The organism is Crateriforma conspicua (genome assembly GCF_007752935.1).
GTDB classification, from domain to species: domain Bacteria; phylum Planctomycetota; class Planctomycetia; order Pirellulales; family Pirellulaceae; genus Crateriforma; species Crateriforma conspicua.
In genome coordinates, this window is record NZ_CP036319.1 from 7,143,444 (window position 1) to 7,157,115 (window position 13,672).

The 13,672-nt window shown below is 54.5% G+C and carries 14 protein-coding genes; 4 read left to right on the forward strand and 10 right to left on the reverse strand.

Going from position 1 to position 13,672, the window contains the following annotated elements:
- Positions 1 to 59: 59 nt before the first annotated feature.
- Positions 60 to 677, reverse strand: coding sequence for a hypothetical protein (locus Mal65_RS26090; protein WP_145304438.1), 618 nt, complete (start codon positions 675 to 677; stop codon positions 60 to 62).
- A 345-nt stretch (positions 678 to 1,022) separates the two neighbouring features.
- Between Mal65_RS26090 and Mal65_RS26095 the strand changes: the two genes are divergently transcribed.
- Positions 1,023 to 1,244: a hypothetical protein gene (locus tag Mal65_RS26095; RefSeq protein ID WP_145304440.1), complete on the forward strand. Its 222-nt coding sequence runs from the start codon at positions 1,023 to 1,025 to the stop codon at positions 1,242 to 1,244.
- 106 nt (positions 1,245 to 1,350) lie between these two features.
- Here Mal65_RS26095 and Mal65_RS26100 read toward each other — a convergent pair whose 3' ends face one another.
- The 5 genes from Mal65_RS26100 to Mal65_RS26120 all read right to left on the reverse strand — a co-directional run bounded on the left by Mal65_RS26100 (position 1,351) and on the right by Mal65_RS26120 (position 4,412).
- Entirely contained in the window at positions 1,351 to 1,812 is a 462-nt protein-coding gene (locus tag Mal65_RS26100) for an anthrone oxygenase family protein (RefSeq protein ID WP_145304442.1), read from the reverse strand.
- Positions 1,813 to 1,964: 152 nt separating this feature from the next.
- A complete protein-coding gene (locus tag Mal65_RS26105) occupies positions 1,965 to 2,345 on the reverse strand; it encodes a hypothetical protein (RefSeq protein WP_145304444.1) in 381 nt (126 codons plus the stop codon).
- Positions 2,346 to 2,899: 554 nt separating this feature from the next.
- Positions 2,900 to 3,274 (reverse strand): hypothetical protein, encoded by a 375-nt coding sequence (locus tag Mal65_RS26110; RefSeq protein WP_145304446.1) that lies wholly within the window; start codon positions 3,272 to 3,274, stop codon positions 2,900 to 2,902.
- 90 nt (positions 3,275 to 3,364) lie between these two features.
- Positions 3,365 to 3,748: a zinc ribbon domain-containing protein gene (locus tag Mal65_RS26115; protein ID WP_145304448.1), complete on the reverse strand. Its 384-nt coding sequence runs from the start codon at positions 3,746 to 3,748 to the stop codon at positions 3,365 to 3,367.
- 199 nt (positions 3,749 to 3,947) lie between these two features.
- Complete coding sequence (locus tag Mal65_RS26120; RefSeq protein WP_145304450.1) at positions 3,948 to 4,412, reverse strand: nuclear transport factor 2 family protein; 465 nt, start codon at positions 4,410 to 4,412, stop codon at positions 3,948 to 3,950.
- Between the two features lie 814 nt (positions 4,413 to 5,226).
- Here Mal65_RS26120 and Mal65_RS26125 point away from each other — a divergent pair.
- A complete protein-coding gene (locus tag Mal65_RS26125) occupies positions 5,227 to 5,934 on the forward strand; it encodes a hypothetical protein (protein ID WP_145304452.1) in 708 nt (235 codons plus the stop codon).
- A gap of 39 nt (positions 5,935 to 5,973) precedes the next feature.
- Here Mal65_RS26125 and Mal65_RS26130 read toward each other — a convergent pair whose 3' ends face one another.
- Entirely contained in the window at positions 5,974 to 6,573 is a 600-nt protein-coding gene (locus Mal65_RS26130) for a class I SAM-dependent methyltransferase (protein WP_145304453.1), read from the reverse strand.
- A 264-nt stretch (positions 6,574 to 6,837) separates the two neighbouring features.
- Here Mal65_RS26130 and Mal65_RS26135 point away from each other — a divergent pair, with 264 nt between their 5' ends.
- On the forward strand, positions 6,838 to 7,299 hold the full coding sequence (locus Mal65_RS26135) for a hypothetical protein (RefSeq protein WP_165701552.1): 462 nt from the start codon (positions 6,838 to 6,840) through the stop codon (positions 7,297 to 7,299).
- A gap of 261 nt (positions 7,300 to 7,560) precedes the next feature.
- Positions 7,561 to 9,003 (forward strand): serine hydrolase, encoded by a 1,443-nt coding sequence (locus Mal65_RS26140; protein WP_165701553.1) that lies wholly within the window; start codon positions 7,561 to 7,563, stop codon positions 9,001 to 9,003.
- 47 nt (positions 9,004 to 9,050) lie between these two features.
- Here Mal65_RS26140 and Mal65_RS26145 read toward each other — a convergent pair whose 3' ends face one another.
- Genes Mal65_RS26145 through Mal65_RS26155 form a run of 3 tightly spaced genes read right to left on the reverse strand, consistent with a single transcriptional unit; the run spans position 9,051 to position 13,584 of the window.
- On the reverse strand, positions 9,051 to 10,427 hold the full coding sequence (locus Mal65_RS26145) for a sulfatase (RefSeq protein WP_145304459.1): 1,377 nt from the start codon (positions 10,425 to 10,427) through the stop codon (positions 9,051 to 9,053).
- 8 nt (positions 10,428 to 10,435) lie between these two features.
- Positions 10,436 to 12,091: a sulfatase family protein gene (locus tag Mal65_RS26150; RefSeq protein ID WP_196784451.1), complete on the reverse strand. Its 1,656-nt coding sequence runs from the start codon at positions 12,089 to 12,091 to the stop codon at positions 10,436 to 10,438.
- The gene (locus Mal65_RS26155; RefSeq protein WP_145304463.1) at positions 12,088 to 13,584 is read right to left on the reverse strand and encodes a sulfatase family protein; all 1,497 of its coding nucleotides are present in this window, start codon (positions 13,582 to 13,584) and stop codon (positions 12,088 to 12,090) included. Before Mal65_RS26155 ends, Mal65_RS26150 begins: the two co-directional genes overlap by 4 nt.
- Between the last annotated feature and the right edge of the window lie 88 nt (positions 13,585 to 13,672).

Genomic DNA, 13,672 nt, shown 5'->3' on the forward strand with positions numbered 1-13,672 from the left:
TCACCAATCGACCGACGACGAGAAATTGTCCAACTTCGCTGCTCGGATGCACTAAGGGGTTATTCGCCGCGTATGAATTCGGCGAAACTTTTAGGCGTAGTTGAGAGCTCAGCTTCAAGAACCCAAAATTTTCCCTTGGCGTGTTGAACTTGGTATACCCAGGATCCACTTACTGGGTGTTTTGCACGGTCGAGAAGGGTGACCTCTGATTTTATGGGCAACTTTTCCACTCTATATTTACGCTTAGTCGCAGCTTGTCGGTCGGGATCATCCGGTAATACAACGCTTGGGTCGAAGAAGGCAAAATCACCGACTCCCCAAACCACAATTCCTAGAATGTACCGTTTTTCTCCGACGAACGACTCTACCTTGCCGACCCTGCGTGTGGCAATTTTCGCGTTCGTCTGGTCGGTTGCGCGGTTCGCTTTTTCAGCCTTCGAGGCAGAGTCCATCCGTCGCGCTTGCAATACTGATTGTAGGTCAAGAATGTCGAGATCGATTCTACGCGGAACTAGAAGCGTGACGGTGCCTGCGGCTTCGTCCAGCTCCCAGAATAGCGCACTTGTTGAGTGACCGTTCTTTGTCTTCCAAATCTGCATTTCTTGACAAAAACTATCGCTGCCGCAACAGAAAGCAAGAGCAATCAACGCTATTTGCAACGTACTAGTGCGTATCATAGGAGGCGACCAATTCAGGTGACTCTATACCCTTCAGTGGTTTCGGAGAGAATGCCCGTTCGGATCGGCTTCAACAGATTTGCCCCGGGCCGACTTCCCCTCAGATGAGCGGCATTATAACCGTTCTCCCCCAGTTGGTGAAACGGTAAGGCAACGGTTCTGGCAGGGATTGTTTGTACATCAATCACCTTGGCTCAGAACCAGAAAACCTCCTACATATTTTGGCCGCTCTTTCCGCCTCCAAAATGACTGGAATTACACCGGTATAACGGAGTTCGGTGATTCGATTCTGAAGCCCGGTTTTTCCCGTTGAACGGGAGGGGTGGAACGCCAATCGTTGACGGCATGGCAGATCCATCCGTCGAAACGATCACCGACCAAATCGCATCCAACGCGGCCCAGCCGGCGAGCGCCTCGGGTGACGGTCACTCCGCCGCGCAGCACTCGCTGCGGGAACAGATCGAAGCGGACAAGTATCTCCGCAGCGTCAAAGCCGCCGAAGGTCGTAAGAGCCTGAAGCAAAAGATCGGCCTGGGCCGCTTCGCTGCTCCGGGGGCCTGCGGATGAACGGACAACGGATTGGAGTCGACAGTTTTGACTCCCCCAAAGAAGAATTTGGTTTTCCTCAAACTACTCGCCCTCCCCCACTGAAACGTCGGCGACGAACTCGATATCACCCGATGAGCCCGACAGCTAACAGTACGATGGAAACGATGCCGACGTACGTTCGCGTATGATTCCAACGTTGCCAACGCCACTGGTAGTCTGGCCAAACGACATCAGCCTCCGAAAGGCTAGCCTCTGCCAATCGGTTGTTCAGTGGGACATTGAAAAGCACCGTGATTGCGAATGGGCCAACCAAATAAAGAATAGCCCCGCCAAGCAACAATCCCGATCTTTCGCTCTCAAGGTTCATCAGTGCATCCACGCCGACCACCGCACAAAGCAGTGGCGTCCCCAAAAAGAACGCGACGAAGATCGGGTTGATAATCTTCTCGTTGATTCTCTGCATCGCACGCATGCCCTGTTCGTTTGGCATCGTTGCCAGAGCTTGCATAACGAAATTCGAGAATGCAAACAAAAGACCGGTTACGACCCCAGCACCGGTAATTGCACCAACAATTAGGATTTCCATGAAATGCCTGCGAAGTCTGATTTCAAGCGAAAGGTAAAATCACCAATCTATCCGACTGGCGAACCGAGGTTGTCCATTCAAAAGTGCTCGACTTCGCCGCTCGGCTGCACTGCGTCGTCCTTCGCGTGAAGCCGATTCGCTACATTGAATGATCAGTCCGAAAAAAGGACGAACCAAACCTTGCCGTGACACCACGACCCGCTACCGCGAGGAGACACAAACTCGAAACGACTGCCACCTTTGTCCGGAACAACGTTCCATTTGTTGCTTTCACACCACCCTAGGAACTCCGTCCGCGGCAAATTGAACTTGATTGTCGCAGATGCGCCGGGCGTGTATCGAACATTGACGTTGGTTGCGTCTGAAGGAATTGTCGTAAAGCCCTTGAGCGCTCGATTGGCGGTCTCCGCAGTTGCATCGGTAATAGCAACGGTTCCGAAAGTTCGCGCAAACCATGTCGCTGCAGCAAGGCAGATCGCGATCAGCGTTAATGCGAGCAACAAATCGCGAACAGAGTATCGAAGTTTGGCCATGATCTTCGGGCAGCACGCAAGCCACGGATAGGATCGAGACGAGAAAAGACCCCCGTCCCCTTTTAGCGTGGGGACGAACGCTGGATCGAGAGCATCAGCGCAATGAAAGGCTTCCGGTCGAACAGTGGAACCACACTGCCACACGGTGACTCAGCTGCACGCCCATGCAGACGACTGATCGACCGGAAGCCAAAACGGAGCGACGAAGCCATGGCCAAATCACCGGAGACCATGACGACGCCGCTCGAAGTAACCCTATGTCAGAACCAAACCCTGTCATCGTTTTGATACCCGCATTGCATCGCCGCCCACGTGTTTCGCCACCAACCGGGCTGCACTAATCACTAAAACCGGCAAATGGCACCAGCACACTGCGGTCGCCCCACCGGGCCGTGCTCTATTCGGCATCCCGAATCGTTCCGGAGGTCTCGGACCGTTTCACCGGGTGAACGGCCCGGTCAACTCGCGCGTCGCCGCCTTCCCATCGGCTGATCCGACTCCACGGTGCGGGACACTGCTCCGCCACCATTACGGCATGGATGCACATTCCTCCGTCATCTTTGCTTCGGCTTTGCCGTGGATGGCAATAGCAGCAACACCCCGCAGGTCACGAGATAGACCACGAAGCCTAGCGTGATGATTCGTTGCGATGTGGGATCGGTGTTGAAGGGAAACGTCAGCAATAGCGTCAGCATGATGACCAGGGCGAACGAGAGGGCGATCACCGATGTACCGATCCGGAACCACTTCGAACCACGCCAAATCATCAATGCACAAAGCCAGCAGATTCCGGTTCGAATCACTTGCACGGCGATCGAGTTACCGACTGCAAACATCACTTCTGAAAATTGGCATAGGAAGGGAAACGCGGCGACCATGGCGACGGTCACCATTCCCAGAAATCGCGAGTTGGTTGGGTTCGAATCCATCGCCGGCAACCCTCATTCCATGGGATAGCCACAGAGCTTGTACAGTGAAACGAAGATATCCACTTCGACCGCTCCTTGGTGAATGACGGATCAATCCTTGGGGTCGACCTTTGTCAGTCGTGCGCCGCAGGAATCACAACAAACATCAGACCGTAGAATCGCGCCGCAGTTGCTGCAGGTCATCACTGTGTCGACGTACGACCCGGAAATACGACCGGCATAGTCCAGATCCACCGATCGCTTCAACAGGCGGATGACTTCGGCCAATGCCCGGAACACCAACCAGTTCAAAAATGATCCCAGGATCAACCAGCAAGCCATGCCGAGACCCACGATCCCGACCCATGCCAACACCGTGATCGATGCCGCAACGCCCAAACAGAGGATGACAATGGCGGCAAGATCAAGCAGCGATTCAATCGCCGTACTGGTGACCCTGCGGCTTTCGGGCACGGGTGTTGCGGTCAGCTCCATTGGGTCAAATCCTGGGCGTGGTCATTCGTGATTGCGTGTTTGTCAGCGTTGGTCGCCCGATCCGGCGTTGAATTCCATCAAGCTTCCCGGGCCTTTATCGGGAGTGGACCATGATCGCAGCAACCATCGCAATCATGGTAAACGATTCCACCACATGGGATTGCATCCACAGGATGCGACCTGTCGGATGCCGCGAGATTCAGCCAAAGTGTTCGGCAAGTTTTCCGAGATCTAGCAGTCCCAGTTTCGCATACAGTCCCGTGTAGTCGATGATGTTGTGGGCCCTGTAAATCAGCCCGTTCCGCATCGTTCCGAAGCAGCAGACTTCCATCGCGACGTCCAAATTCGCGTCACGCTGACGCCCCTCGAACTCCATGGCGGCCGAAAACTGGTCGCCCCGCATCAACAGAAATTGAATCGTGGCGGTGCGGTGGTGCAGTCGGGCGCACATTGCACGGTGAGTGACCCGCATTTCATCCAGACCTTCGATCACCTCCGGTGCCAGACCGCTGATGATACATTCCGGATGAAAATGTTCGTCGACCAACGAGCTGTCGTTGGCTTCCCAGCCCGCCTTCAGCCAACGCCGTAGCAACGCCGCATTCAGCTCTTCCCGTTGAGTCCAAGGGGGATCAATTTCGGGAGCTTCTTCTTTGAAATTCATTGGCTTGAAGATTGACGAGCGTTGGGACAGCGAAAGGCTGACATCGGCCAGATGCTCTCGTTCAGACTTGCTGGATTTTGGATGGGAAGTCCGATGACGCGCGGTCGTTGACGGCAAGGATTTGAATCAGTGCGTTGGAATACGCCCACAGTATGGTGATCGCCACCTCCCCCCCCCACAAGCTCACGGAAGAACGGGCAAGCGTTTTCGCGTCAACTCGATCTCACGATGAAGCCATTGTCGGACAAATAACCGGGGACATTGATAGCGAACTGCCCTCACCTGATGCTGGCATGTCCACAGCGTTTGCAAGGCTTTGCATTCGCGTCCCTTTGTCATGTGGTCACGAATACCGATGCATTGATCGCAGCCTCAACACCCAACCGATTCATCATGCAACCGAACTTTCAAGTTGGTGGGGGTGAGTCCATTGATGTCTTTCGCGACGCGATCGCTCACGCACCCTTTGCGTTGATCGTCGAGAGGGCCGTTCCGCCGGCGACGCATGGCAAAAACGCGGTCGGGAGCATTCATGCGGTCAGCCAACTCTCATGCCGCCAGTCAGGGATCTGAACCGCTAGCAGATACGATGACAACTAGAGTCTGTCCAAACGCCGAATCGAGTCGACCAGGTGCTGTCGTCAAATCGAACAAATCGAGGGCAGAAGTGAGACGCGGACTCGTCTGGTGCTGTACGCGCCCCCCCCAGAGCGAGTACAATGCGAGATCGCCAGGATACAGAGCCCACCATCAGCCTGCCCAAGAAGTGCAACCAGATCTGATTTTCAGACCCAGACACGCAACAAGAACCCACATGAACACCTATCACCGATGGTTTCGTTTCACCGCCGTTTTCGCCGTACTGGTGGGCTGCAGTTCCGCTAATGCTGCTCCCTTTGTGAGACTGGAGGTGTCCGCGATGGTTGTCGAGGTGGTCGATAACCAAAACATTCTCGGCGGTCAGGTCAGCGTCGGCGACACGCTTTCCGGAATTGGCCAATACGACACTCAATTGGTCGACTCAGATAATGATGCTTCGATAGGATCATACGATGGAGTTGACATTAGCAAAAACTTCTTGCAGGGAACGAATAACGCAAGTGGCTTCTTCGAGACCACTGACTTCTTCGACATTAGAGTAGAAAACAATTTCAATGGACATGACACCGTCGTGCTTTGGGCATCTGGAGATACAACTCCGTCTACTCTAATTGTCGACGGAATCGATTATGTCGATTTGGTGATCACGCTTGAAGACGAACAAGGAACGGTTTTCGCAGATGATTCGCTACCAACTACTTTTGATTTGAGTTCTTTTGAGAAAGCTGAGCTTGTACTTTCAGGTGAAAATGGGTTCTCGCAACAAGTATTGTATTCAGTGACTGCCTCGATCACATCGATCAATGTTACTTCTGTACCTGAACCGAGTTCCTTTTGCATTTTGGCGACGTTGTTTGTTGGAATTCTAAAGCCACGTCTGAATTCACGGCTCAAGACTCATAAGTTTCGATTGACCGACTGACATTCGATTGGTCCGTTCAGATCCATTCTTGGAGCGGTTTCAAGACCCACGTCGCCCCACGTACTGGATGACCGATGCCGTGCCAGTGTGGAATTTTCCTTCGTGGACTTCACGTTCGGTTTCGTGCAGTAGAACGGTTTCAAGAATTCCAAATTCTTGTTCGATCTTGCTGCAGGACATCAGCAAGTCGACATTGGCCGGCCCTCCCGTCCCACGACCAATCTGATTCTCCGAATAGGCCTCCAGGATCAAAATGCCTCCGGGCTTGAGGGCTTGGACCAGCAGCGGATACAGTCGCCGACGTATCGATCCGTCCAAGTGTGCATAGATGGAAATGATGGATCCGAAAGCGCTTTCGGCTGGTTCGTAGTCGCTCAAATCGGCAACTTCGGTTGAAATTTGCACGCCATTTTGATTGGCCAGTTTGACGGCTTTTGCAAGCCCGACTTTGGAACCATCAACTGCATGAACACTGTGACCCTTGCCGGCCAGATACACGGCGTTGCGTCCCTCGCCCTCGGCGATTGACAGAACGGGGTCCGACACGCGGGACGCCTGTCGAACCAGAAACCCATTCGGTTCCGTTCCGTACGCATACTCGCTATCCGAAAATCGATCATTCCAGTCGGGCGATGGCATGGGAGCACTCACGAGTTGCAAGAAGGAAGATCGGTTGTTTTCGACTGCAATGGCTTCAACGGTTTACGTTCTCTGATAAATTGGGGGCCCCGAATCATCGCCCTCCCGGACAAACTGAACGCGAGTACAGACGCCCGATCGCGGAAGCACCACCAGGCGGAATGCACCGTATCCGCATGCCAAGATTAGCGCTGGCGAGTCGAACGATACGCTAGATTAGCGTTATCGACGAGGCCGACACGAATCTTTTCAGAGGAACCCTCCATGCATTTGCGGATGATCCTGTCCATCTTGGTTGCCATCACCGCCGGCCTGTTAGTGATTCAGCATTCAGACGCTGACAACCAACCAAGCGACCACGAGGCCAATTCGAATAACATGGATGACATGGATCCCGTCATTCGTAAACTCTTGACCGAGCGACGGGATACATACAAATCGCTGGTCGAAATCGTGAACCAATCCTATCTGGTAGGACGGGCCGAGCATCGCCAACTGATCCAGGTTCAGAACGATTTGCTGCAAGCCGAATTGGACCTAGCCACGACGCGGTCCGAGCGACTGAAAATTCACCAACAGTTGGTCGACAATCTGCAGGCTTATGAAAAGCTGTTGGAAGCACGGTTTGCAAACGGTACGACCCAACAGACCGACGTCTTGTCTACAAAAGCAGATCGACTGAAAGCGGAGGTCGCACTGCGGCGACTGCAACTTCAAGACGGGTGAATCAACATCCGTTGCTCTTGGATTCCTGGGCGCTAAGCAGGCGGACAGGAGTTTGACGAAAAATGGCAAACCGACGCGTAAGTCTTGAAGTTGCGCTTATACCCGAGGCATTGTTTTATGGTAAACCGAAGCGCGAGCGAGGCGATGTCAACTTCATTCTTTCCTCACTCACGTGTCGGGTTACCAGAAATACGCAACTTCAAAACGCGTACGCGAGGGAGTGCGTTCCGAACTATTCATTCCATCAGGAAAGACCCTACCATGCCAAGAATCGAAGTCAGCGTTGTCGTCCCCGGTCGATTTACGTTTGCTGCAACCCATCTGCTTGGAATGATGCTGCTGGCATTACCAACCGCTGATGCCCAACCTTCGCAGACCGAATTAGAATCGAAAATCGGCGAGATCTGTCGAAAGCACGACCTTCCTGCGATGACGGTGGCCGTTGTCAATTCAAAAGGGACGCTGCAAACCGCACGCTGGGGAGTGCGCAAACGAGGAACCACCGACCAGGTTCAGACGACGGATCGATTCGCGATCGGTTCGAACACCAAGTCGATGACGGCGACGTTGGCCGCGGTCTTGGTGGAGGCCAAAAAGATCCGATGGAACACGACCATTGGACAGGTTTGGCCCAAGGCGACTGATCAACATATTCATCCCAAATTGAAAGCCGTCACCATTGACGATTTACTGTCGCACCAAAGCGGACTGCCGGCCAACATCAGCGATTTGTCACCGGAAGCCTGGGCCGATTTCTTTGCCGAATCTCGAACTCCCGCGTTGGAGCGACGCCGAATGTTGGGAATCGTCTTATCCAAGCCACCGGCGGGCGATCGCGAACAATACGTGTATTCGAATTTGGGTTATGCGGTCGTCGCTGCGATGTTGGAAACGCGTGCAGGAGAACCGTTCGAAGCATTGATGAAGAAGCATGTGTTCGACCCGTTAGAAATGAAAACGGCTGAGTTTCGATCACTTGCGACAGCCAAGCGAATGAAACCGCCGATGCTTTGGGGGCACAAGGTCGACGGTTCGCCGATTGATCCGAGAATACGGGGTGCAGAGAATCCAACGGTCTACGCATCATGTGGAACGCTGCACATCACTCTTGATGATTACGCCAAGTATGCACGATGGCATCTGGCGGGCGATCCCGAACCCGTATTGGAAACGCAGGAAGCATTCGATCATCTGCACGAACCGTTGGTTGAATCAGGACCGGGAACGAAATACGCGTGTGGTTGGATCTGTGCTCCGACGCCGCTGGGTCCCGGTTGGAATCATGCGGGAAGCAATACGAATTTCTTTGCGTTGATCTGGGTGGTTCCTGAATCGGACATTGCGACGATCGTCTGCACCAATTCAGGACAATCTCAAGCGTTTGCCGCTTGTGATGCGATGACCGGACATCTGTTTGAATCTCATTCGCCGGATCTCGGGAAGGTCAAACCGGAACGATTGGTGGGTCGTTATCAACTGAATCCGAACTTTGTCTTTGACGTTCGATATCGCAATGGGCGGATGATGGTGGGGATCACCAACCAACCAACACAGGAGGTCTTTGCGGATTCACCGACGCGTTGGTCCTATCGTTCGGTCAAGGCGACGTTGGAGTTTCACCTGCGTCCCGGAAATGGTCCGGCGCATGCATTGACCTTGCACCAAAACGGTGCAGCGCAGAACGCCAAACGGATCGGCAATTAGCTATCTGCGATAGCCTTGAATGCAGTCGGTTTTCGTGTGGTTTTCGATCACGGACTGATTCCGGAAAACTGGGCCACACCCACCTTGTTTTCCCATCGCCAGAGTTCGCGTTTCAGTTCTTCGGTGATCTCAGGACGCTTTTTGGAAAGGTCATGTTGTTCGCCTCGGTCTTTGACAACGTTGTACAAAGCGACCTGACCGCTGCGATAGGCCAGCAGTTTCCAGTCACCGTCACGCACCGATGCATACAAGTCTTCGTACGCGCGATAGCCGAAGATTGGTTCGTTCCGATGGATCGTGACGTTGTCTCGCAGAATCGGCATTAAAGAGACTCCATCCAAGTGGTCATACGACGACGCGTCGCCTCCGGCCAATTCAACCAGCGTCGGAAACAGATCAGTGGTTTGAACGACGCTTTCATTCACCGCGTCTTGGGCGGTAACGCCGGGCCAGTGGAAGATCATCGGAACCCGAGCACCGCCTTCGCATAAGGTGTCGACGCGTTTGCCACCGCGATACGGTTCCCATTCGAAAAAACTGCCTTGATCTGACGTGAAGATGATCAGGGTATTGTCGTCGATTCCTTTGTCGGCCAACGCCTTTCGCACGCGTCCGACCGAACGATCAACGGCGGCAATTTGAGCGGCGTATTCGGCGCGTTTGCCGTCCAAACCTTCGCGTCCCTGGTACTTGGGCACCAAGTCGCTCGGCCCCTGACTGGGCGTGTGAACGTTGTAGTACCACAGCGAGATCATCAGCGGTTGATCGATCGAATAGTCCGAAATGAACTGGACCGTTTCGTCGGTGATACGATCGGTCAGGTACTGTGTTTTGGCATCGGGAAAGACTTCGCCGTTGGGCGCGTATGGCGGATAGTATCCTTTGGGGTGACCAAAGTTGCTGGTACCGATCTGACGATCAAAGCCTTGGTGGATGGGATGATAGGGTTCGTGGCCCAAATGCCATTTGCCGACAAACAGGTTGTAATATCCCAGATCACGCAAAGCTTCTGCATAAGTGACATGTTCCAGCGGCAACCAATTGCGACAAGGAAATTGCGCGGGGTCACCGGGCCACAGGTTGAATTCAACATCGGTGCGGCCGAACTTGTCGAAATCCGGATGCTTTGGACCACCAGGAATGTGGCGAACCATTTGCAAGCGTGCCGGGTGTTGTCCGGTCAACAGCGTGGCACGGCTGGGGCTGCAGGTCGGGCTGGCAACGTAGGCTTGTTGTAAGTCGATTCCCTGTCGGGCAAGCAAATCGATATTCGGCGTGTCGAATTGATCCGGCTGGCGATATCCCAGATTGCTCCAGCCAAGATCATCGACAAAGAACAGAACGATGTTGGGACGGTCTGCCGCCAACGTCTCGGCTGAAACAAGTGCGAAAACGCCCAGAAGTAACCACAGTCGATGCATCATGAATCTCGCTAGAAACCGAGCTGCTTTTTATTCAACCCTTCGGCACCGATCACTTTTTCCGGCGCCACGTCGGCGATGATACGGCGTAACTGTGCAACCTTATCGGGGTGATCCGCGGCAACATTCTTCAATTCGCCTGGGTCATCGGCAAGGTTGAACAACCAGCCCGGTTCATCGACGGTGATTGATTTCCATTGGTCGATGCCACCACGCTCGGTAATGCTTCCCGGCGGCAAGTATTTCCAATCACCTTGTCGCACGGCCAACTGGGTTAAAGCTTCTTGGATGACGAAGTCGCGACCTTGATCGGTATGACCTAACAGGGCCGCGGAGACGTCTTGACCATCCATTGCAGCGTCATCGGGAAATGGCATCTTGATCAGTGCAGCGATGGACCGGAACAAATCGACTTGGCTGATCAAGGCATCAGAAACGCCGGGCGATATCGTACCGGGCCAATAGGTGATCAAGGGCATCCGCGTGCCGCCTTCCCATCGACTGTACTTTCCGCCACGCCAGGGACCGGCGGCCTGGTGGTCCCCTGATCGGTTGATCGCGCCGTCCCAATACCCGTCGAACAACACGGGGCCGTTGTCGGATGAAAGAATGATCAAAGTGTTTTGTTCCAAACCTTCGCTGCGTAGTGTTTCGACGAACCGGCCGACGCACCAATCGAACACCATCAGAGCGTCACCACGCGGTCCCAGGCCGGATGATCCGGCGAATCGTGGGTGAATGACGCGGGGAACATGGTTTTCGTTGGGCGCATAGTACAAAAAGAACGGTTGGTCTTTGTTCCTGCGGACAAAGCCGATTGCCTCGTTCAAGTACGTATCGGCCATGTCTTCGTCTTTAAAGCGGGCCGCTTTTCCACCGGTCATGTACCCGATTCGGCTGACGCCGTTAACGATCGTGCAGGAATGCTGATCATCGGCTTGGACCTTCAACAATTCAGGGTGCGATCGTCCGGTCGGTTCATTGCCGATCTTGGATTGATAGTTCACACCAATGGGATCACTGGGATCGAGATCGACGACACGCCCGTCGCGGATGTAGACCGACGGGACTCGGTCAGCAGTGGCGGCCATATTGAACGATTCGTCGAATCCGACCTCGGCGGGACCGGGTGCAATCTTGCCGTTCCAGTCCAGCGGCTGGTCGGCGTGTCCCAGCCCCAAGTGCCACTTGCCGACCAATCCGGTGCGGTATCCGGCCGATCGCAGGAAGCCGACAAGATTGGGTCGGTCGGTATCGATGATCAGGGGTGCATTGCCCGGAAGGATCTTTGCAGCCTGGTTTCGAAACGCGTACTGTCCGGTCAACAAAGAATACCGTGACGGGGTGCAAGTCGCCGCCGTGCAGTACGCGGACGTGAATCGCATGCCGCCATCGGCCAAGGCGTCGATGTTTGCCGTATCGACACCGGTTCCGCCATAACATCCGAAGTCGCCGTACCCGATGTCGTCACCATAGATAACGACGATGTTGGGCAATTCCCTTGCATCCCCGGCCGCGCAGTCGCGATCGACGCCGACCAATAATAAGCCGCCGATCGCGATGACGAACGCAACAAACATGTCCACGAGCGGTCGAACTTGGCCAGACGATAAACGCATCTTGATGCCAACCATTCCGAAGTGATTCACCAAAGACGATCGCATCATTTCGACGGCTCGGCGTGCAGGTACTCATCCCACCATTGCAGAAATTCTTCGTCCGACAGGCCCGGATCTAAACCGCGTTTGCGAAGGGACTGTTCATACCACCGGCGTTTTTCCTTCATCAACGCATCCATATCCACATTGACGGATTCGTCGAATCGTCCCTGGTCGTCGGTGCGAACGATCCATTGGTCGACTGACTGGCGAAGTCGAATCAACTGGGTCGCATACCGTGGATCGTCGGCCAGGTTGTGTTGCTCATGCGGGTCGGTCCGCAAATCGTACAGTTCTTCGGCCGGTCGACGATCCGCCATGAACGGCGAATCAAATTCACCACGCTGGTGCAAGACACGCATCAGAGTGTCCACGGGATATTGCAACCGCTTGTATCCGCTGTGTTGCATGTAGGGCAATTCTGGGTGGAAATTGCGGATGTATTTGAAATTCTTGGTTCGCGCCGATCGGATTCGGTCGATGGCATCGCCACATCGGTCACGGGCGGCGAACAAGACGTCATGGCCCGAGGTGTCCGGATCCAAAAGATTGATTCCTGGAAGCTCGGGAACATCAGCGCCCGCGGCGGTCAGGGTCGTCGGCATCAGGTCCAGCAACGACACCAAATCGTCGCTGACTTCCTTCGCCGCAATGCGACCGGGCCATCGCAGAATCAGTGGCACGTGCAATCCGCCTTCATACAACCACTGTTTGGCGCGCACGTGAGGTCGACCGTGGTCGCCGGTGAAAATCACCAGCGTGTTGTCCGTCAGTCCTTCGTCATCTAGACGCTTCAGCACGGCACCGACTTTTCGGTCCAGCACCTCGATGCTGGCCAAGTAGTTTCCCCAATCGGCGCGGGTGATCGGATGATCGGGATAGTAAGGCGGTATCGGTACATTCGCATACTCGTGATCGCGATGGACGAATGTGCGATGAGGTTCCTTGATTTGTACCTGTGCAAAGAACGGTTGGCCGGAAGTCCGTTGCGACCAATCGACACCGTCGAAGAACGTTTGAGGTTTGTACTGAAAGTTCAGGTGTGACTTGGCGAACTTTTTGTCGTCCGCCTTCCCGCTACCGTTGCAAACAAAGTAACCGGCCTTTTGCATCTGCTGCGTCACCGTCGTGATGCCGTCGGGCAGCGGTTGCTTGTCACGAGTGATGTGGTGATGACCGCCAACGGTGGTTTGGTAGTGGCCGGTTTGAAAGGCGGTGCGTGAGGAGGAACAAACCGGTGCGGTGGCAAACGCATGAGTGTATCGCCGGCCTTCGTGGGCAAGCCGATCGATGTTCGGCGTCTGGACCGATGGATACCCGTAGCAGCCCAGTTCGGGTCCCAAGTCATCGGCGATGATCCACACGACGTTGATTCGATCTTCGGCGGATGCGGTGCGCGAAACGCCCAGTGGGTCGACCAAACTGCCGGCCAAGCTGATCCATAGAGAAAACCCACCCAGGATGCCGGGCAGTAATGTTGTCGGGTTTAAGCGTGTGACCATGGATGAGCGGATGGAGGTCAAGGTACCTGTCCCTATCACGGGTAGGGGTCGCCAAGGGCGGGATGAACACCAAGTCGCGGCGGCACCT